This is a genomic window from Providencia sp. SP181, assembly GCF_050446505.1.
GTDB classification, from domain to species: domain Bacteria; phylum Pseudomonadota; class Gammaproteobacteria; order Enterobacterales; family Enterobacteriaceae; genus Providencia; species Providencia vermicola.
The window spans coordinates 67,090-87,307 of record NZ_JBBPXM010000002.1; the positions used below are offsets into that span (position 1 = coordinate 67,090).

Annotated in this window: 17 protein-coding genes and 1 tRNA gene; 14 read left to right on the plus strand and 4 right to left on the minus strand. The window is 38.3% G+C overall.

From position 1 onward, the window contains the following. The 7 genes from AABS66_RS03655 to AABS66_RS03685 all read left to right on the plus strand — a co-directional run bounded on the left by AABS66_RS03655 (position 1) and on the right by AABS66_RS03685 (position 7,043). Complete coding sequence (locus AABS66_RS03655) at positions 1 to 231, plus strand: hypothetical protein (RefSeq protein WP_150375674.1); 231 nt, start codon at positions 1 to 3, stop codon at positions 229 to 231. Continuing rightward, a complete protein-coding gene (locus AABS66_RS03660) occupies positions 228 to 2,942 on the plus strand; it encodes a DUF927 domain-containing protein (RefSeq protein WP_430224582.1) in 2,715 nt (904 codons plus the stop codon). Before AABS66_RS03655 ends, AABS66_RS03660 begins: the two co-directional genes overlap by 4 nt. Before the next feature lie 300 nt (positions 2,943 to 3,242). Further along, positions 3,243 to 3,461 carry an ogr/Delta-like zinc finger family protein gene (locus AABS66_RS03665; RefSeq protein ID WP_375084303.1) on the plus strand — a complete coding sequence of 73 codons (219 nt, stop codon included), beginning with the start codon at positions 3,243 to 3,245 and terminating at the stop codon, positions 3,459 to 3,461. An 81-nt stretch (positions 3,462 to 3,542) separates the two neighbouring features. Next, on the plus strand, positions 3,543 to 3,701 hold the full coding sequence (locus tag AABS66_RS03670; RefSeq protein ID WP_210846744.1) for a hypothetical protein: 159 nt from the start codon (positions 3,543 to 3,545) through the stop codon (positions 3,699 to 3,701). A gap of 459 nt (positions 3,702 to 4,160) precedes the next feature. After that, the gene (locus tag AABS66_RS03675; protein ID WP_371021508.1) at positions 4,161 to 4,619 is read left to right on the plus strand and encodes a hypothetical protein; all 459 of its coding nucleotides are present in this window, start codon (positions 4,161 to 4,163) and stop codon (positions 4,617 to 4,619) included. 500 nt (positions 4,620 to 5,119) lie between these two features. Further along, positions 5,120 to 6,103, plus strand: a complete 984-nt coding sequence (locus AABS66_RS03680) for a retron St85 family effector protein (protein ID WP_430224583.1) — start codon at positions 5,120 to 5,122, stop codon at positions 6,101 to 6,103. A 1-nt stretch (position 6,104) separates the two neighbouring features. Further along, positions 6,105 to 7,043: a retron St85 family RNA-directed DNA polymerase gene (locus tag AABS66_RS03685; protein WP_210846742.1), complete on the plus strand. Its 939-nt coding sequence runs from the start codon at positions 6,105 to 6,107 to the stop codon at positions 7,041 to 7,043. Here AABS66_RS03685 and AABS66_RS03690 read toward each other — a convergent pair. Together AABS66_RS03690 and AABS66_RS03695 are read right to left on the minus strand one after the other, a co-directional pair. Then, positions 7,021 to 8,202, minus strand: coding sequence for a tyrosine-type recombinase/integrase (locus AABS66_RS03690; RefSeq protein WP_430224584.1), 1,182 nt, complete (start codon positions 8,200 to 8,202; stop codon positions 7,021 to 7,023). The genes AABS66_RS03685 and AABS66_RS03690 overlap by 23 nt on opposite strands. Before the next feature lie 164 nt (positions 8,203 to 8,366). After that, positions 8,367 to 8,441: transfer RNA gene (locus AABS66_RS03695), tRNA-Arg, on the minus strand. A gap of 564 nt (positions 8,442 to 9,005) precedes the next feature. Between AABS66_RS03695 and mlaA the strand changes: the two genes are divergently transcribed. Further along, positions 9,006 to 9,758, plus strand: a complete 753-nt coding sequence (gene mlaA, locus AABS66_RS03700; protein ID WP_206082411.1) for a phospholipid-binding lipoprotein MlaA — start codon at positions 9,006 to 9,008, stop codon at positions 9,756 to 9,758. 553 nt (positions 9,759 to 10,311) lie between these two features. Here the strand turns inward: mlaA and fadL are convergent. Continuing rightward, a complete protein-coding gene (gene fadL / locus AABS66_RS03705) occupies positions 10,312 to 11,631 on the minus strand; it encodes a long-chain fatty acid transporter FadL (RefSeq protein WP_206082410.1) in 1,320 nt (439 codons plus the stop codon). A 353-nt stretch (positions 11,632 to 11,984) separates the two neighbouring features. On the opposite strand from fadL, the gene AABS66_RS03710 reads away from it, so the two are divergent. The 4 genes from AABS66_RS03710 to sixA all read left to right on the plus strand — a co-directional run bounded on the left by AABS66_RS03710 (position 11,985) and on the right by sixA (position 16,861). Continuing rightward, entirely contained in the window at positions 11,985 to 12,281 is a 297-nt protein-coding gene (locus AABS66_RS03710; RefSeq protein ID WP_206082409.1) for a YfcZ/YiiS family protein, read from the plus strand. Positions 12,282 to 12,555: 274 nt separating this feature from the next. Further along, positions 12,556 to 13,875 carry an acetyl-CoA C-acyltransferase FadI gene (gene fadI / locus AABS66_RS03715; protein WP_206082408.1) on the plus strand — a complete coding sequence of 440 codons (1,320 nt, stop codon included), beginning with the start codon at positions 12,556 to 12,558 and terminating at the stop codon, positions 13,873 to 13,875. Next, positions 13,875 to 16,064: a fatty acid oxidation complex subunit alpha FadJ gene (fadJ, locus tag AABS66_RS03720; protein ID WP_430224585.1), complete on the plus strand. Its 2,190-nt coding sequence runs from the start codon at positions 13,875 to 13,877 to the stop codon at positions 16,062 to 16,064. Before fadI ends, fadJ begins: the two co-directional genes overlap by 1 nt. 314 nt (positions 16,065 to 16,378) lie before the next feature. Continuing rightward, positions 16,379 to 16,861 (plus strand): phosphohistidine phosphatase SixA, encoded by a 483-nt coding sequence (gene sixA / locus AABS66_RS03725; protein WP_430224586.1) that lies wholly within the window; start codon positions 16,379 to 16,381, stop codon positions 16,859 to 16,861. Between the two features lie 21 nt (positions 16,862 to 16,882). Here the strand turns inward: sixA and smrB are convergent, their stop codons facing one another. Then, positions 16,883 to 17,428 (minus strand): endonuclease SmrB, encoded by a 546-nt coding sequence (gene smrB / locus AABS66_RS03730; RefSeq protein WP_206082405.1) that lies wholly within the window; start codon positions 17,426 to 17,428, stop codon positions 16,883 to 16,885. Positions 17,429 to 17,647: 219 nt separating this feature from the next. Between smrB and hutI the strand changes: the two genes are divergently transcribed. Beyond that, positions 17,648 to 18,886, plus strand: a complete 1,239-nt coding sequence (gene hutI / locus AABS66_RS03735; RefSeq protein WP_206082404.1) for an imidazolonepropionase — start codon at positions 17,648 to 17,650, stop codon at positions 18,884 to 18,886. 306 nt (positions 18,887 to 19,192) lie between these two features. Beyond that, positions 19,193 to 19,924 carry a histidine utilization repressor gene (hutC, locus tag AABS66_RS03740; protein WP_206082403.1) on the plus strand — a complete coding sequence of 244 codons (732 nt, stop codon included), beginning with the start codon at positions 19,193 to 19,195 and terminating at the stop codon, positions 19,922 to 19,924. Positions 19,925 to 20,218: the final 294 nt, after the last annotated feature.

Below are 20,218 nucleotides of genomic sequence, written 5' to 3' on the forward strand. Positions count from 1 at the left end.
ATGAAAAATACAAATCATATCAATACAGTCATTTCTGCATCGGGCGAAAAACAATTATTAAGAGCCGCGCAAATGACGAGCTTTCTATCTGAATTACTTATTGCTAGTTCTATTAATGGTCAGCGCCATGTCTCAAGTGAGGGAATGGCGGCAATGATGGAATGTTTAGCGGAGCAGGTTGAATTTGTGATCAGCGAAAGTAGCTTAATGAATAAGGACATAAAACAATGAGTTTACTAAACAGTTCTAATTCATTAACTGCTTCCACTCAATTGCCATCCGTTACGGATATTATGCGCTCTGCAAATGGGCGTTGGCACTATATTTTAACGAGTTTGGGTGTTTGCGTTCCTGATAATCATAAACATGGCGCTTGCCCGAAATGTGGTGGTAAAGACCGTTTTCGTTTTGATGATAAAAATGGAAAAGGTACATGGTTTTGTAATCAGTGTGGCAGTGGTGATGGACTGGATTTGCTCAAACTAGTGACAGGCAAAGATACGAAAACCGCTTGTTTTGAAATCAATAAAATATTGCTTCTACCTGAGTTTAGTAAGGTCATACCTACCAAAATAAAAAAAGTAAATGCGGCTCGGAGCATCGAATTATTTGAAAAGCTGAAAGCATCGTCATACCTAGGGGAAAGCCAATACTTAACAAATAAGGGCTTAATTAACCATCAATGTTTAATTACCCAGAATTCCTATAAGCAAGGTGAATTAAGTTTCCCAATCGGCTCAATATTATTGCCATTGGTTGACAATCAATTTCAGGTTAAAGGTGGGCAACTTATCAGCCCAGAAGGTGATAAGGCATTGTTATCTGGCTCAGGGCTTTCAGGCTCATTTATTGTTGTATCGGAGAAAGCACAGGACACACTTGAACAAATTGTGATTACTGAGGGCTTTGCTACGGGGTTAAGTCTAGCGAAGGTAATTGATACCTTTATTGTGGCCGCTGTTGCGGCTACTAACCTTGAGAAAGTCGCCCAGCAGCTACGGGAACGTTATCCATCGGTAAAAATCATTATTGCGGGTGATAATGATTTTATAGACGGTAAAGAGAATACGGGTAAGGTGTGGGCGGAGAAAGCCGCCAAAGCAGTTGATGGTTGGATCACCTTACCACCAACTCATTACAAAGCAGATTGGGATGATTACCGACAAGAAAACAACACTGTCAAAGTCAAAGAAGCATTCTTTGAGGAAATGACATACTGCGGTAAGGATAAAGCCTATTTACCCCAAGGCTTTAGGCTGACCCAAGAATATTTGTGGTATGACAAACTAGTCAATAAATCGGATGGTGACACCGAGGTTAGAAACATCAAAATCAGCAGCCCGATAAAAGTCACCGCGATCACCTGCGATGCAGACGGCAGTAATTACGGCCGTTTATTGGAATGGGATGATACCTACGGAAATTGCCGTAAATGGGCAATGCCAATGGAAATGTTAAGCGGTAGCGGTGAAGAATTACGTCGTGTACTTTTGGTGAACGGGCTTTCATATATCAACATTTCGGGGCAGGCTCGTGCGCATTTAATGGAATACATTTCATTGTGCCGACCAGAGAAAAAAGTCACTTGCGTAAATAAAACGGGCTGGCATGGCAACGTATATGTGTTGCAGGATGAAGTTGTTGGAACTGGCGCAGATTCCGTTATTTTGCAAACCTCCAGTGTTCAAGGTAAAGATTTTAGGGTAGCAGGCACTAGCGATGAATGGCGGGAGCATATTGGTAAATATTGCGTGGGAAACGCTAGGCTGGCGTTTTCCGTAAGCCTTGCCTTTGCGTCATCATTATTAAAATTAGTCGGTGTGGGAGGCGGTGGCTACCATTTAAAAGGTGAATCAACAGACGGTAAGACGACCACAATGAAAGTGGCCGCTTCTGTTTGTGGTGGTACCGATTACTGGTACACATGGCGGGCAACAGGTAACGCGCTTGAGGGAACGGCTTGCCGTCGTAATGACGCTACGCTAATGCTGGATGAAATCCGAGAAGTGGACGGACGCGAAGCGGGTAACATTGCTTACATGTTGGCAAATGGCCAAGGTAAAGCCCGTGCAAAAACGGATGGCAGCGTCAGGGAAACGAATCGATGGAATTTACTGTTTCTCTCAACGGGTGAATTGTCATTGGTTGAACATGCGGCCAATGCAGGCGAACGCACTTATGCAGGGGTTGAAGTCCGTATGATACAAATCCCAAGTGATTCAGGTAAACACGGTGTATTTGAGGACTTACATCAATTTGCTAGCGGCAAAGCCTTAGCGGAATACCTAGAGCATGCAGTCACTAAATACCACGGTACCCCATTCCGTGACTGGCTAAAATATCTTACAAATGATCTCACGTTCATCTCAGGTACAGCAAAAACATTATTAAAAGAGTATACCGCTAAAATGATGCCTGAAAATGCAGGTAACCAAGTTGGTCGGGCTATCACCCGTTTTGCCCTTGTTGCGATGGCGGGGGAGATTGCCACAATTGCAGGGATCACAGGCTGGCAGGAGGGTGAAGCCTATATTGCGGCTGAAAAGTGCCTAGCGGCTTGGATGAAAGAGCGTGGGCATACAGCAAATCAGGAAGATATCACCGCCTTAGAGCAAGTGACTGATTTTATCTCACGTAATCAATTTAGCCGTTTTGCGGATTGGTATGATGAGAATAGCCGACCGCTCAATATGATGGGCTTTCGTCGTGTTGAAAAAGGTGCTGGCAACCAAGAACCGACGGTGCAGTTTTATGTTCTATCTTCTGCATGGAAAGAAATATGTAAAGGTTATGACTCAAGGAAGGTTGCGCGTTTATGTATTGATAAAGGTTGGTTAGAAGCAGGTAAGGACGGTAGGTCACAAAACAGCATACGCCTACCAGAAATAGGGCTTAAACGTGTTTATTTGTTTAATAGTGACGTGCTGGGCTCTGCCGAATGATAGTAATGAAACTAACCATCTTATATTTAAAGTGTAACAGTGGTAACAAAGGTAACAGCTAGGGCTATCAAGGCTTATAGCTGTTACCAGTAAATTAATGTGAGTGGTAACAAGAGGTAACGAAAATAGGGCGTTACCTTGCGTTACACGTAATTTTGCAGAAAAGGTAACAAGTTAAATTATTTAAAATCAATGATGTAACCAGTGTTACCACTGTTACCAGTGAAATTTGAAATGGATGTATTTAATAAGCTTTATTCTGGAAGGCATATAAGGCAAGGGGGATTAGCAATGCGAGTAATGAAAATATACTGCCCTGAGTGTGGTCAGGAAGCCAAAATTCAGAAAATTGATAGGCAGGGTAGGGATAATGCTCATTATATTTATTGTTCGTGCTCTGATTTTGAGTGTGGACACACTTATAGGCTAACGCTGACGTTTTCACATTCTATTTATCATAAAAAGCCCGAAGATCAGCCAAAGCAACTATGTTTTGATGTTATCGAAAATAGAGCATAGCAAAAAGTAAATTAAGGTGAATGGTATAAAGGTAATTTTGATATATAACCAAGTGGCGATTATTACCAAGGGTAATTAAATATGTTTAATAAAAAACGTAATATTCGAATAGAAGTGAGTGACAATAAAAAAGTTATAGAGCTAAGGGGATATACAGAAAAAGAAGTCCACCGTTTGATTGATACGTGGTTAAATAAAGATTCATTAGTTCAAAAAACAAACACTAAAATAAAAAAGTAATTCGTTCATATTTCAGTTTTCTATTTCCTCTCAATCCGCATGGATGCTGGTTTTTCAGTTTTTATGCGGCTTCAACTCTTAAGTGAAAATCTCACGTAAAATAGAAAAGCTATTTATATTCAAGTGATTATAAATTAATTCGCTAGGTGTGCCTCACTTGAAAACTGAAATTTATTGAAAATCTTTTCACACATTTCAGTTTGAGATTTTCGGCGACTCCCTAGTATTGGCAAGGCTTGGCGATATGTTTTGTAGAATTTTAAAACTGAAATAATTTTATGATCCAAATTGTGCAGGCGGGTGCGGTGTAGTGCATTTTACGCGGTAGAGAACTTTATTTCGTAAGGAGGAACTACGTATGTTATTTATTCCTAATTTTACTTTTAGAGGGCTAGATATGAGGTAAGCTGTATTAGCTCGTTGATGATTGATAATAATTTAAACATTAAGGATAGTAGAATGCATAGGATGAATTCTTCCCCTCAATTTCCACAATTAAAAAATGAAATCAGTGACTATAAAGAATCTATGTTTGAATGGTGGAACTCGATAGACGAGTCAAATATTGGTGAATGGACATTTGTGCTTAGTTTAGCTTGTTGGGGGGTCTCAGATGATGTATTTCAGTTGGTGGCTTTTACAATTGCATTACTTTTCTTTAGTGAGCGTTTTATCATGATTGCCAAAGCATCAACATTTACAACAAAAAAAGAATCTGAATTATTTAAAAAAATACGTGCGGCCAGAGTATCGGATAATGAGTTTTATGAGCTTATTAGGCAGCTTAAAAGTGTTATAAAAAATAGAAGCCTTTTTAAGTCTTGCTTAGTGATAAAGAGAACATGGAAGTTTATATTATCTTATGCATTTTTATTCTTCTCATTTTGGTATGTGATTGAAACGTACTTCAAACAATAGAACAAAAACTCAACTGGTAAGGTTGAGTTTTTGTATATGCAATTTCTTGCATGAAAGTCCGATATTTCAAAGCTAACAATATAAGTTTAATCTTTTCAGTTGGATATCTCAACCAATAACGGGCTGACACTTTTTAGGCGAAGTAGACAGTGCGGCGTAGTGAATTTTACGTGTAAATTACTTTTGTATTGCTAAATGCATAGTAGTACACCATATTGCAAACTAAGGTGTTGAATGTTTCATTTTTTTTGTTATTCTAACTGAACCTTTACGCGTAGGATAACTCATTTTATCCTTGTCGGGCGTTTCGCCAGACACTAATTTATTGTGGACATTTAGGGTTGCGCTTCAGCACTTTTAGCCAGATCCTGAATGCCACTCGCAGGCTTCGTGTCCTTCAGGAGCTGTCTAAAAGTCTAAAGCGCATCCTTTAGGTAAAGGTACCAAAACCAAAAGATGGCGTTTCTGCCATCTTTTTTAATTAGAAGAGGTTCATTGGTGTGAGTGACTCTACTTACATGGATTCATTACGGGAACAGTTTGGAGATCTTGTTTATTCAAATTTTACTGTTCAGTTTATGCCGCCTATTATTTTTGTTTGTGGGGGGCCGATGAATGCGACGCCAATGAGTGTTAGAGACCATTTTTTCCTACACGTAGCTAGTAATGAACCGAAACTGAGCGATTCACTTGTGCTAGCGGAGGATTTTAAAGACTATTTTAAAGATGGTGCTTATTCGGATTTAATGAGCTTTGAGGATGATATAGCCAACATTTCAACATTAGTTATTATTTGTCTAGAAAGTGCAGGGTCGTTAGTGGAGCTAGGATTATTTGTTAATAGAAAAAATTTAGCTCAAAAATTACATGTTATTGCACCCTTAAATGAGATAGAAGGTGATGCACAAAGAAATATCCCACCAAAGTCATCATTTATATACTTAGGGCCTTTAGAGTATTTAAAAACAATAGATCCAAGCTCAGTAAGTGTTTATCCATGGCCTGATAAAAATCGATTAAAATATGAAGAAATAGAATTAATTTTTTCTGATATTCAAGGGCGATTAAAACACGTTAAAAAAACAGAAAAGTATAATAACTTTAATACTGGTCATTTGGCTATTTTAATATATGAAATAATTTTGTTATCAGAACCCATAAAAATATCAGAAATCGAATGGGCATTATACTGTATGGATATAAATGTAAATCAGAAGTTAATTTCTAGGTTGCTTTATTTGTTAAATAAAATGAAGTTAATTTCATCTATTTCGTATAGTCGCACTGACTATTATTATGTGATTGGTCATAGGGAAAGTAAAATAAAATTTGGCTTGAGTGAGAATAAAAAAATAAAAGACTCTATGAGCATAAAAATAGCAATTAGACAGTCCTATCTAAGTTTGGATTCAAAAAATACTGATGAAACCGCTAGAAAGAGGCAGAATGCATTAAAACAAATAAATATTATTCGAGGGGTGTAGTATGAGTTTATTACAATTTATAGCAAATGGTCTTTATATTACCGAAGATGAAGCTATACGGTATATCGTAACAATTCCTCGAAGATATAAAAAATTTAACATAAGAAAAAGAAATAGTAATGAATTTCGCTTGATTGCTCAACCAGCAAAGCAAGTTAAGTCAATACAACGTATTGTTTTAAAATATGTAATTTCGGATTTTCATGTACATGAAAGAGCATTTGCATATGAATCATATAAAGATATCAGAAAGAATGCGTTAGTGCATCATAATAATGATTATATTCTAAAAATGGACTTCAAAAACTTTTTTCCTAGTATAAGACCTTTTCATCTAATGAATTGTTTTGCTAATATGAATATAAAATTAGACGAAATGGATTTCTTTGTAATTGAGAACCTTTTCTTTTGGAAACCTAGAAGAAATAGTCCTTTACAACTAAGTATCGGAGCTCCATCTTCACCAAAAATTTCTAATGTTATAATGTATTCTTTTGATTGTGAGATTTTTTCAAGATGTAAGGAAATGGGAATAGAATATTCTAGATATGCAGATGACCTTACTTTTAGTACAACTAAAAAAGGAATACTATTTGATATTCCTAAAATTGTTAGAGAAATTTTAAATGAAGTAAATTTAAAAAGTATCAAAATTAATCATGAAAAAACAATTTTTTCATCGAAAAAATTTAATAGGCATGTTACAGGTATAACAATAACTAATGATGGGGGGCTTTCTTTAGGTAGGGAAAAGAAAAGAATACTGCGAAGTAAAATTCATCACTATATTTGTGGTGTTCTCCCTGATGTTGAGATTTTGAAGTTAAGAGGAGAACTAGGTTATGCTAAATTTATTGAGCCTAGCTTTTTTAAAGCGATGGTTAATAAATATGGATATGATGTAATAGACTCAATTGCTAAGTATGGGAATTGCTCATGAGTATCTTTTGGGAATAAAAAATCATCATATCTTTTCTTTGTCTTAAATATTGAGCGTGATTGTAGACACCCCTAATAGTGTTTTTATCAACATGTGCAAGCTGCAACTCTATCCACGCACTATCAAAGCCTTTTTCATGCAAAATAGTACTCATCATGTGTCGAAATCCGTGACCTGTCAGCCTTCCTTTATAGCCAATTTTGGCGATGACCTTATTTATACTCGCATCACTGATTGGTTTTCGTGCATCATTACGCCCAGGGAAAAGTAGCGAATAGTTACCTGAAATGACTTTTAGCTTATCAAGGATCTCTAATACTTGTGGTGAGAGAGGAACTAAATGAGGGCGACGCTTTTTCATTCGTTCTGTAGGTATTTCCCAAAGTGAATTTTCAAAATCAAATTCTGACCATTCCGCGAATCTTAACTCAACAGTCCTAACACCTGTTAGCATTAATAGCTGGGTGGCATATTTCGTGATTTTACTGCCTTGGTAGTTCTTAAGTGCTTTCACAAAATCAGGAATTTCACTTTCTTGCAAGAATGGGAAATGTTTGGTTTCAGGCTTATTCATTGCACCAGACAAATCAGGAGCAGGGTTATATTTTGCTCGGCCTGTAATGACGGCATACCTAAACACTTCACCACAACGACGACGAATCTTACTTGCTTGCTCTAATGCCCCACGTTTTTCTATCTTTTGCAATACGGCAAGTAATTCTAATGGCGCTAATTGGTCAATAGGTCGACTACCAATGAAAGGGAAAACATCATTTTCAAAACAACGCAATATTTCGCTCGCATAGCCTTTTGACCATGTAGAGCATTTTGATACATGCCATTCCATTGCAACGGCTTTAAACGTATTTTCAGCAGCGTATTTTTGTGTGATCTTTTCCGATTTGCGGGCATCACTTGGGTCTATGCCATCTGAAAGCTGTTTTTTTGCTTCATCTCTTTTTCTTCTGGCATCGGCTAAAGAAATTTGCCCATACACGCCAAATGAAATCATTTTAGGCTTACCCGCAAAGCGATAACGAAAGCGCCACCCCTTGGAACCATTGGGTTCAATGAGAAGGGATAAGCCATTGCCATCATTTAGGGTGTAAGCCTTTTCTTTAGGCTTAGCTTTACGAATTTGGATATCAGTGAGTAGCATAATGCGTATAGTTTTTTTATCGAACCTAGACCTATACACAATACTATACACATTAATACTTAGATTCCACTAGAAGTTACTAGACCTTCTTGGAAGCCAAAATAATTAATCTATTGTTTTTACTTAAAAAACTGGAAGTCTTGAGAGGTCTTTAGAAGTGGCAATGGTGTCCCCTGCAGGAATCGAACCTGCAACTAGCCCTTAGGAGGGGCTCGTTATATCCATTTAACTAAGGGGACTTTTGGCTGTCATTGCTAAACAGGGTTTGCATTTTACTGTCCGCATCCAATGGAATCAAGTTGTTACATAGAATTAATTCAATTTATTGCTAATGAGGCAATTTTGTATGATTTTTAGTCTTTCTTTTATTAAATAATTATCTGACACGTCACCTCGCATGGTAACGTATTTAAAGGTTGGCTGATGGGAACTGTGCTTACAGGATTAGCGGTTAAAATACGTATTAAACCAAAAAGTAATGGTGAAAGGCTCATTTTACAGTGATTTTTTCTTTTATTGATATGTTTTTTATCTAATCGTTAAGTTAGCTTTTATTCTTGAGTAAAAATTGATGGCACTGCACACTATTTTCGAATATATAAAAACAATATTTAAATGGTTTTGTGTGAATTAGCCATAACTCTTATAATAATGGCATGATTAACTAGGGTATAATTAAAAGTCGATCTGTATAATCACTCAAAACGGTTAACAAAAATAATTTTTTCCCCTTATTATTATCAAATTCGTGAATATTGTGGAAAGTACCATAGCAGGGCGGTGCAGGGAATGGAGAAAGTGTTATGAAGTTTCGCATGACTAGCGTTTTTCTAGCGGGTGTATTAATTGCAGGTTGTGCAAGTAATATTGACCCAGATACGCAAGAACGTTCAGACCCATTAGAGGGTTTTAACCGAGCAATGTTTAATTTTAACTACAACGTCTTAGACCCTTATGTTTTAAGGCCTGTTGCTGTTGCTTGGAATGATTATGTTCCTATGCCTGCGCGTAATGGATTATCCAACTTCTTTGTTAACCTTGAAGAGCCTGCAAGTATGCTGAACAGTTTCTTGCGTGGGGAAGTGACCCAAGGTTTTAAACACTTTAACCGTTTCTTCCTCAATACGGTATTTGGTATGGGTGGGTTGATTGATGTTGCAACAATGGCGAATCCTCAATTAGCGAAAGAAGATCCTAAACGTTTTGGTAATACACTCGGTTACTATGATGTCGGTTATGGTCCTTATGTCGTTTTACCAGGATATGGGAGTGCAACACCACGAGAGGAAGGTGGGGATTTAGCTGATGGTTTATACCCAATGCTGAGCTATCTAACATTCTGGATGTCTGCAGGAAAATGGGCACTTGAAGGGATAGAAACAAGAGCACGATTGCTGGATTCCGATGGGTTACTTAAAAACTCTTCAGACCCATACTTAATGATGCGTGAAGCTTACTTCCAGCGTAATGATTTCTTATCAAATGGCGGTGTATTGAAAGCAACTGAAAACCCAAATGCAGCTGCAATTGAAGGGGATCTGGATTCGATTGATTAATTTAGTGAATTGACTCAGGAAGGTTTATCACTCTCTTGTCTAGATTAAAACGTGAGAGTGATAAATTAACAGCTAGTCATTGTCTCGCTTTCCTCGTTGGGTAACGGTGTCAATCAAGGCGATTACGCCTAACACCCCAATAAAACCTACTGTAAATAATGTCCCCATAAAACCCCCTACGTTTTTGTCATTGTTGCCTCTTTTGTACTTTTACTGCGAATTTATCGCATTAATAATACAGTTTAATGAATGGATACGTATTTTTTGTGTATCTGTATTCTAAAATACGAGTATGGCTTGTGCTTGCAAATAAGAACATTCAGAGAATGAAAGGTAATCTAATGAAATATATAAGGATTTATCTGAAAAAAGTTTATAGGGCTAATTTTTAGTATAAAAGTGGAAATTTGGATAAGAATTATTTTATTAACAATTAATTTACATAAGGGAGTGATAAGGGTCAAGAAAAATTTATGATAGGGATGTTTTTTTGAACACTGAGAGAGTGGGGCTATCAGGGAGTTGCCTCCCCGATAGTTAAGCATTCGGTTTATTAGAATGCGTAGTTAAAGTTCACACCGTATAACCAAGCAGAGCCTTCAGATTTGAATTGGTATGTACCTAAAGGTAATTTATCTGTTTCTACAAGTTTTTCATTTATGTTCACTTTCTTACCATGCATATAAGAAATACCTACATCAATAGAGGCATCTTCGTTAAATGCATAGGTGCTTCCTACGCTCAACCAATAGCGATCTTGATCAGGTATAGAAATGGAACGATATTTGGATGGAACAGGGCTTTCGTCATAAGCAATACCAGTACGGAATGTCCAGTTATCATTGTAGAAATAGGTTGTACCTATTGCAAACCGCCATGCATCATCAAAGTTTTCTGCTTTGTGGAATAATTGTTTGTTATCGCTACTACGATATGCAGTAAGATCTTTAAACTCACTCCAACCAGTATAAGCTACGCTGTAGTGGAGTGCCCATTTCGGTGCGACTTTATGATAACCAGAAAATTCCCAAATATCAGGTAAATTAAGATCTAGCTTACCCTTAATTTTGTTGCCGTCAGTTCCAACAATTCCGACCATATTAAGGGCTGGGTTATTACTCGGTAGGTCATTCGAGTATTTTCCGTCTTTGAATTTAACTTTGACTTTTGAGCGATAGGTTAAACTGAAACGATTATCGTCATTTAGTTCATAAAGGATACCAGCATTCCAACCATAGCCCCAGTCATCACCTGTTAATTTAGCCATGGTAGTGCTTGGACCCATATTGTTAAGTCCTAGCATAGGGCCTAACTGGCTTAAATCACCTGCGTGACGAGTGATCTCCGCATCAGCGTAAACCGCATTTGCACCAAGACCAAAACTAAAGTTGTTATTTAAACGGTATGCGCCGCTTAAATTTAAGTTAACAGTTTTTAAATCGGTTTTTCCACCGATAGGGCCTGCTGCATAACTTTTATTAAAATCCGTTGCTAAGCCGAAGTTAGTTGTCATGGATGTACCAACAGCCCACTTATCATTAACGGGGAAAATAAAGTGCGCATTAGGGACAACAGCACTTGGTGCGATATCATTAGCTGTTAAACGACCGTCATTTCGGCCTTTAATATCAACACTTGGGTCAATATACACAGCACCGATAGAAAGAGATGGTCGGTCAAATAGCATCATCGCAGCAGGGTTACGGCTTCCCTCACTTGCGTTGTCGCCCATCGCACCTGCCCCAGAAAACGCACGTCCCAGTGCGGATGTTGAATATTCATTGAGCAAAAAGCCAGCCGCGCCGGCGTTGGATGATACAATTGCCACTGCTATTGCTAAAGCTGACTTAGAAAACAGGTTTTTCTGGCTCATGACCAAAACCCTCTTATGTTTTATTTTAAATAAAGCGACTTCTATCGCAAGAAGCGCAGAATTGTAGGGTCCATTGTCGCCATGACAAATCAGACCAGTTACTAGAGTATAGGTCTGACCACCCGATATGTTGCAAGTCTGTTTTGTGTTTATTGCGACTTCGTTTTCAAAAATGCGATGCATTTAACAAAATAGCAACATAAAGTGACGAAATGGGAGCAATAAATAATCAGATACGGGGTAAGATCAAACTTATGTTTAATTATTAGCAATAAGTTTTGATTCACACTGGTTTTTACCACTTTTTCAGCGTTATGATAGCCACTTAACAGTTTGTTTATTTGGAGAATAAAATGACTGATGCGATTAACCGTTGTAGTGCGGATGAAACAGCAGCTTGCTGCTGTGTAGATGTAGGCACAGTGCTGGACAATAAAGACTGTACTGCGTCGTATCAGCATGTTTTTGCCACACAAGGTGAAGCGGAATCCATGTTGAAGATGCTCACAGAAAAAGCGAAGTCTGTTGAGTCTGAACCCTGTGCGATTAACCATACTTTTAAACAAGTTAATGGTGGTGTTGAACTGAGCGCAGAATTTAGTTTTAGCTGTGAAGCAGAAAGCCTGATTTTTCAGCTAGGCCTTCGTTAATCAAACGTTTGAATCTATTAGGTGAACCCTTATACTGTGATAGCGCCCTTTTATTAGGTGGCTAAGCGTTAGAAGGGTTTTTGATATTAGGTAGACCCATTCCTTTCTTTTTCGCACTATTTTTATGCTAACTTGCGTGCGCGCTCCCATTTTTTAGTCAATGCAATTGATAATTGTGAAAATTATGTTAACAATCATTACAGGTCAGACCTCTTTCGGCCAGTCATGAAAAAATTAACAATAATTTTTTATTTATGCTTTTGCAGGAGCGACCATGAATCAACATTCCCACCATGGTGACAGTACATATTCAACAAAAGAGCGTATTGCTATTGTCAGTGGTTTACGTTTACCGTTTGCAAAGCAATCAACAGCATATCAAGGTGTTGCTGCTGTAGATTTAGGCAAAGCAGTAGTCGCTGAATTATTAGTTCGTAGTGATTTAGATAACCAGTTGATTGAGCAACTTGTATTTGGCCAAGTGGTTCAAATGCCTGAAGCACCCAATATTGCACGGGAAATTGTGCTTGGAACGGGGATGAGCGTTTCAACAGATGCTTACAGCGTTTCAAGGGCGTGCGCGACAAGTTTTCAAGCCATTGTGAATGTGGCTCAAAGTATGATGGTTGGGGATATTACTGTTGGTGTTGCAGGAGGGGCAGATTCCTCTTCAGTTTTACCGATTGGTGTTTCGAAAAAATTAGCAGCAACATTACTTGCTTTGAGTAAGGCAAAGTCGGTTGGGCAAAAATTATCGCTTATCGCGAAATTACGCTTAAAAGACTTAATGCCAGTCGCACCTGGTGTTGCTGAATACTCAACAGGGCTTCGCATGGGGGATACCGCGGAGCAAATGGCTAAAAGTTACCACATTACGAGAGAACAACAAGATGAGCTAGCACATCGTTCACACGTCCTTGCTGCAAAAGCGTGGGATGGAGGCCTACTAAACGATGAGGTCATGACTGCGTATTTGCCGCCTTTTAAGCACGCTTTTTCGCAAGACAATAATGTACGAGGAAATTCAGTATTGTCCTCTTATGCTAAATTAAAACCCGCATTTGACCGTAAATATGGCAGTGTAACAGCCGCAAATAGTACACCTTTAACCGATGGTGCAGCAGCGGTATTAATGATGACAGAGTCAAGGGCAAAAGCATTGGGTTATACCCCGCTGGGTTATATTCGTAGTTACGCTTTTAGCGCGATTGATGTGTGGGAAGACATGCTATTGGGGCCATCCTATGCAACGCCCATAGCCCTGAAGCGCGCAGGGTTATCTTTACAAGATCTCACTTTAATTGATATGCACGAGGCTTTCGCCGCTCAAACATTGGCAAACATCAAAATGTTTGGTAGTCGCCAATTTGCACAAGATAAATTAGGTTTAACACAAGCCATTGGCGAGATAGACATGGACAAATTTAATGTTCTCGGTGGTTCTATCGCTTACGGGCACCCATTTGCGGCGACAGGCGCCAGAATGGTGACACAAACATTAAATGAACTTCGTCGTCGTGGTGGTGGTTTTGGTTTAACAACAGCTTGTGCTGCAGGCGGGTTAGGTGTAGCTATGATTTTAGAGGTGGAATAATGACACAAAATTCTACTACAGAATTAGTAATGGATAAGCTGCCGCAGGCTTTCTCATTAGAAATTTATGACGAGAACGTAGGGGTGATTTTCATTGATGTGCCAAATGAAAAGGTCAATACGCTTAAAGCTGAATTTGCGCAGCAGTTTCTAACCATCTTACAAAAAGCGCAATCCACCTCGGGTTTAAAAGGGCTAGTTATTACCTCAGGTAAAAAAGATAACTTTATTGCGGGTGCGGATATCAGCATGATTGCGCACTGTGAATCGAAAGCGCAAGCCAGTGAGTTATCAAAGGAAGGGCATTTATTATTCGACAAAATAGATAATTACCCGTTGCCGATTATTGCTGCTATCCATGGCGCATGCTTAGGTGGAGGGTTGGAGTTAGCATTAGCTTGTCATGTGAGGGTTTGCTCAAATGATGATAAAACCCGCTTAGGTTTGCCAGAAGTACAGTTAGGCTTGTTGCCAGGGTCTGGTGGAACTCAACGTTTACCACGTTTGATTGGCATTCCACATGCACTTGATCTAATGCTGACAGGACGTCAGCTAAAGGGCAAACAAGCACTTAAATTAGGGCTTGTGGATGATGTTGTTCCAGAGTCAATTTTATTAGATGTCGCTGTTAAAATGGTGAAAAAAGGTGGCGTAAAACGACCTGCTATTCATTGGCAACAGCGTTTATTGAGTTGTAAATTACTGCGTAATCAAGTGTTTAATAGTGCAAGGCAAAAAGTATTGGGTAAAACCAAAGGGCATTATCCCGCTCCTGAAAAAATTATTCATACAGTAAAAATAGGGATGAACAAAGGAGTACAGGCTGGGTATGCAGAAGAAGCTAAAGCATTTGGCGAGTTAGTTATGACGCCTGAATCAGCGGCTTTACGTAATTTATTTTTTGCAGTCACAGCATTAAAAAATGAAACAGGTGCACAAGCTAAGTCGTTGAATATCAAGCAAGTTGGTGTACTAGGTGGCGGGCTAATGGGCGGCGGGATCGCATATGTGAGCGCAACTCAAGGAAAGGTACCTGTTCGTATTAAAGATATTTCAGAAAAAGGCATTGCTCAGGCCTTGAAATATAGCTGGGATTTATTAACCCAACGCGTCAGCAAACGTCGGTTATTGGCACGTGAACGCGATGCAACAATGGCTAAAATTTCAGGGACATTGAATTACAAAGGGTTAGAAACCGCAGATCTGGTTATTGAAGCTGTTTTTGAAGATTTGGCGCTAAAAAGAAAAATGGTTTCTGATGTTGAAAAAATGACGAGGAAGGACGTTATTTTTGCGTCGAATACATCTTCGTTACCTATTCACCAGATAGCCGCCAATGCGCAACATCCAGAACGGGTTATTGGTTTACATTATTTTAGTCCTGTCGATAAAATGCCATTGGTTGAAGTTATTCCACATAAACAAACAGATGAGACAACGATTTCTACTGTTGTGGAGTTTGCTAAACGACAAGGTAAAACAGCCATTGTGGTTGGCGATGATGCGGGCTTTTATGTTAACCGAATACTGGCACCTTTTTTATGTGAGGCTGCGCAATGCCTTATTGAAGGAGAATCTATTGACCATATTGACAGTGCATTGGTTGGGTTTGGTTTTCCTGTTGGGCCATTTAATCTACTCGATGAAGTTGGTATCGACGTTGGCATTAAAATTTTACCTATTTTAGTTGAACGGTTTGGGGAAAGATTTAAAGCTCCAGATGTCTTGGATAAAGTTGTTAAAGATGACCGTAAGGGTAAGAAAAACGGTAAAGGTTTTTATGAATACGGGCATTCTTCGGGTAAGTTACTATTTTGGAAAAAAACTAAAAAACGGCAGGTGGATAAAACAGTTTATTCCCTTATTGATATCACGCCAGAAAACAAGTTGAGTAAAACGGATATTGCTCAACGTTGTGTGATGATGATGTTAAATGAAGCGGCCCGTTGCCTTGATGAGAAAATTATTCGTAGCGCAAGGGATGGTGATGTGGGTGCCGTTTTTGGTATCGGTTTCCCACCGTTTTTTGGCGGCCCGTTCAGGTATATGGATAATTTTGGTATCACGAAAACGGTAGAGACGTTAAAAACACTTGCTGCACGTCATGGTGATAAATTCCAACCCTGTGACTTATTATGCAGAATGGCTCAGAATAACCAGACGTTTTATGCTGTTGATGACCAAGAATAGCGAAAGTGGGTTAAACACTATTTTTGTTAGTTAGAGAGGGTTATGCGATAAGCTATAAATGCAATTGAATACCCTGAAAAATAAAGCCTGAGCTGAATATTGGCTATTCAGTCTTCAGGCTTTTTTAATCGATTGATTTAATAAGTCTTGGTAAAGAAAACTAAAAAATCAACAAAAAGTCACTTAAATCATTTTAATTGTTGATTATTTAATGCAAAATCACTTTTTACCCCAACTGATGGTTACTTTTACAATAATTATCTTAACAAAAAGAATAGCCACTTTAAGTCAGTAGGCTACTCAGATGGTGGATTATGCAAGTTTATATTATGCGTCACGGCGATGCAGCGTTACATGCGGTAAGTGATGCCGAGAGGCCATTAACACAAAAGGGAATAGATGAGTCAATATTAATGGCTAAATGGTTGAAAAACCGAGGTATTGAAATTGACACTGTATTAGTAAGCCCTTACCTAAGAGCATTACAAACGGAAAAAATAGTAGGTGAACACCTTAAACTTCCATTACAAAATGAGGTTTTAGCGCAATTAACGCCAGGTGGAAACGCGGCTTTTGTTGCCGATCATATACGCGATTTAGCGGTGACAGGTGCAAAGACAATATTGGTTGTATCCCATTTACCTTTAGTTGGCTATTTAGTTTCACAACTCTGCCCACAGAAAGAACCGCCGATGTTTACAACATCAACGATTGCATGTATTGAATTGGATTTGGCTTTTCAAAAAAGTGATGTTGAATGGATGTTGAGTCCGTCACAGTTACTATTTGCTAAATAAACCATCCAGTAATAAGAGCACTTAACGGCGAGTGCTCTCGTTGGTTTCAATCAAAAGTAGCAACGCTGCATTGCCACCCCATTCTTTAGGTGCTTGATGAAATGCAATAATATCAGGATGTTGTGCAAGCCATAGTGGTGTTTGTTGCTTTAATATATGTTTACCATGTCCATGCATAATGCACGCACAATACACATTTTCGCGTTTGCAAGCAGCTATTAGCGCCCCAATTTCTTGCTTAGCTTCCATTTGAGTCAATCCATGTAAATCAAGAAATAATTCAGGCGTATAGTCCCCACGACGTAATTTCTTTAACTCATAAGGATTAGAATCAGGTTTTAAATAACGAGTTGGGCCTTCATTTTCAAGCTGTGGCTGAAATTCATCAGAAAAGTAGAAAGAAGCATCAACTTGTTCCTGTTTCATTTTTTTGTCAGAAGGTTTTGTGACTTTCACTCGCACAGGTGCATGTAGGACTTGATCCTGATTAATTTTTTTTGCGCCACGAATTGCTTCTTTAAATAGATGAATTTCATCATCTTTAAGTCCAAATTTATTTTTCGTCATTTTACTAATGTGTATATAGTCATTTTCGCTGGTCTTTAGTGTAACCTATTTTAAAGGGGGATGGAGACAAAAGCATTTTTTAGCGTGACATAACAAAATTGTCACCTTTTGAGCGGCAGAGATTGACAAACTGGGTATAACTAGTCTAATTGTATATACATATCTATACCATTATTTTTCAAACTAATAAATCAACCTGCTACGACAATAGGAAAACTGATGCTATTTAAAACGCTGCCACAAGATGTGATCTGGCGTCATGGTCGTATTGCGACAATGGATTCAGATCGAATTGAGCCTTATGGGCTTATCGAAAATCATGATCTTGTCGTTCGTGATAATCAAATTATTGCAATTTTACCGCCAGAGAAAATTGAACAAAACCAATGTCAGATTATTGATGTAAAAGGAAAACTAATTACTCCAGGATTAATTGATTGCCATACCCATTTAGTTTTTGGCGGTGACCGAGCTACTGAGTGGGAACAGCGTATGAATGGTGTTTCATATGAAACCATCAGTGCACAGGGTGGGGGAATTAATTCAACAGTTCGTGCAACCAGGCAAATGAGCGAAGCTGAGTTATTTGAAAAAGCACAGCCAAGGTTAGATGTATTAATTCGTGAAGGTGTAACGAGCATTGAAATGAAATCGGGTTATGGCCTTGATTATCAAAACGAAGAAAAACAATTACGAGTCGCAAAAAGATTACTTGCAGAATATCCTATTTCTATTTCTTCAACTTTGCTATCCGCTCACACGGTGCCACCTGAATTTAAAGGAAAACCAGATGAATATATTGACCTTATTTGTCAAAAAATCATGCCAGAACTATGGAATAAAGGCCTATTTGATGCTGTTGATGTATTTTGTGAAAGTGTAGGCTTTTCTCTTAAGCAAAGTGAAAAATTGTTTGCGGCTGCCCAACAATTAGGGATCCCCGTTAAAGGCCATGTTGAGCAATTATCTAATCTTGGTGGTAGTGAGTTAGTGGCACGCTATCATGGTTTATCGGTTGACCATATTGAATACTTAGATTTGGCTGGAATTAAAGCGCTTAAAGAAAGTGGGACAGTGGCTGTGTTGTTACCTGGTGCATTTTATTTCTTACGGGAAACGAAGTTACCACCGATTGACTTATTACGTGAACATCAAGTACCAATGGCAATATCAACGGATTTTAATCCAGGAACAAGTCCATTTGCATCATTACGTTTGATCATGAACATGGCGGCGGTATTATTTAAATTAACCCCAGAGGAAATATGGGCTGGAGTGACGCGCCATGCGGCAAAAGCTTTAGGTAAAGAGCACACTCATGGCCAGTTAAAAGTTGGGTTTACCGCAGATTTTATCGTTTGGAATGCCAAAGACCCTGTAGAGATGATTTATGAGCAGGGCAGTAATCCGATGCATATGCGTGTCTATCAAGGGCAAATTACACACCATAACCAATAATATTGATAACCGTTAGCATAAAAAAAGACATTTAAATTGGCGTGATAATCGCCATAATTAATTAATAAAGTTCTTATTGCCGTATATAGTGTAAGTGGTCACTATATATGGCAGTATTTTGTTTTCTGTTTTTTATTAAGCATCATTGTTTAATTACACAATTAACGCGTTTTAAATATGATGGATTTTATTCGCGACTGTCATGATGACGATATCCGATAGCACTAAGGCCGCGTTGCGTAACGTAATGACGATTAAAACAGCATACGCATATTCAAGATTTTAATGACTAATTTGGAATGAACAGTGACAGCCGAACAAAAAAATAAACAAGGAACGCCAGTTCCACTCTATTTGCAAGTTAAGCAATCCATTATTGAAAAAATACACACTGCAAAGTGGCGTGCGAATGATCGCATCCCCTCTGAATCTGAACTTGTTTCTCAATTTCAATGTAGCCGAATGACGGCTAACCGTGCTTTAAGAGAATTAACAGCGGAAGGGTTACTTGTTCGTTTACAGGGGGTCGGAACATTTGTTGCTGAACCGAAAGGGCAGTCTGCATTATTTGAAATTCACAGTATTGAAGCGGAAATTATTGCAAGAAACCATAAATACAGCTGTCGGATTATTAAATTAGAAGAAATACAGGCGTCAACATCACTAGCAAGTGAACTGAATATTCCTCCAGAAACCCCAGTATTCCATTCGATTATTATACATATGGAAAATGATGTTCCAGTTCAAATTGAAGACCGTTATGTCAATGCGTTGGCTGCACCAGACTACCTTAAGCAGAATTTTTTAGCCGTCACACCTCATGATTACTTATCTCAAGTAGCACCTCTGACTCAAGGTGAGCATATTGTTGAAGCGGTTGAGGCAGATGAGCGCTCAGCGAAGTTGTTACAAATCAATGCGGGGGCATCTTGTTTGCTAATTACTCGTCGCACGTGGTCACAAGCATTTATTGTTACCAGTACTAAATTATTGTTTCCTGGAAATCGTTATAAACTTAAAGGTAGCTTTTCTTCCTAACGCCATTATTTATAAACGGAATCTTGCTTAAGGTGATTTTCCGTTTTGCCATTCTCTAAATATCATTCCCCTTTTTGTTTTCGACTAACTTAGTGTAAACGCATTGTGAAATAAATGTGATCTCACAGGCAAATTTAGAAGAAAAAAACAGCGGTTATAAAAAAAGCAGAATACCTATCTCAATGTTTTATCAAACGAAAAAACCTTTTTATATCAAATTTTTTTAATTTTTATGTTAAAAAATGGATTGATCATACATGTCTATACAACTATATCTATATAAACATAAATGGT

What these genes read in the sequence shown, in the direction of transcription:
- AABS66_RS03655 (WP_150375674.1), top strand. Translation starts at nt 1, where the DNA reads ATGAAAAATACAAATCATATCAATACAGTCATTTCTGCATCGGGCGAA.
- AABS66_RS03660 (WP_430224582.1), top strand. Translation starts at nt 228, where the DNA reads ATGAGTTTACTAAACAGTTCTAATTCATTAACTGCTTCCACTCAATTG.
- AABS66_RS03665 (WP_375084303.1), top strand. Translation starts at nt 3,243, where the DNA reads ATGAAAATATACTGCCCTGAGTGTGGTCAGGAAGCCAAAATTCAGAAA.
- AABS66_RS03670 (WP_210846744.1), top strand. Translation starts at nt 3,543, where the DNA reads ATGTTTAATAAAAAACGTAATATTCGAATAGAAGTGAGTGACAATAAA.
- AABS66_RS03675 (WP_371021508.1), top strand. Translation starts at nt 4,161, where the DNA reads ATGCATAGGATGAATTCTTCCCCTCAATTTCCACAATTAAAAAATGAA.
- AABS66_RS03685 (WP_210846742.1), top strand. Translation starts at nt 6,105, where the DNA reads ATGAGTTTATTACAATTTATAGCAAATGGTCTTTATATTACCGAAGAT.
- AABS66_RS03690 (WP_430224584.1), bottom strand. Translation starts at nt 8,202, where the DNA reads ATGCTACTCACTGATATCCAAATTCGTAAAGCTAAGCCTAAAGAAAAG.
- mlaA (WP_206082411.1), top strand. Translation starts at nt 9,006, where the DNA reads ATGAAGTTTCGCATGACTAGCGTTTTTCTAGCGGGTGTATTAATTGCA.
- fadL (WP_206082410.1), bottom strand. Translation starts at nt 11,631, where the DNA reads ATGAGCCAGAAAAACCTGTTTTCTAAGTCAGCTTTAGCAATAGCAGTG.
- AABS66_RS03710 (WP_206082409.1), top strand. Translation starts at nt 11,985, where the DNA reads ATGACTGATGCGATTAACCGTTGTAGTGCGGATGAAACAGCAGCTTGC.
- fadI (WP_206082408.1), top strand. Translation starts at nt 12,556, where the DNA reads ATGAATCAACATTCCCACCATGGTGACAGTACATATTCAACAAAAGAG.
- fadJ (WP_430224585.1), top strand. Translation starts at nt 13,875, where the DNA reads ATGACACAAAATTCTACTACAGAATTAGTAATGGATAAGCTGCCGCAG.
- sixA (WP_430224586.1), top strand. Translation starts at nt 16,379, where the DNA reads ATGCAAGTTTATATTATGCGTCACGGCGATGCAGCGTTACATGCGGTA.
- smrB (WP_206082405.1), bottom strand. Translation starts at nt 17,428, where the DNA reads ATGACGAAAAATAAATTTGGACTTAAAGATGATGAAATTCATCTATTT.
- hutI (WP_206082404.1), top strand. Translation starts at nt 17,648, where the DNA reads ATGCTATTTAAAACGCTGCCACAAGATGTGATCTGGCGTCATGGTCGT.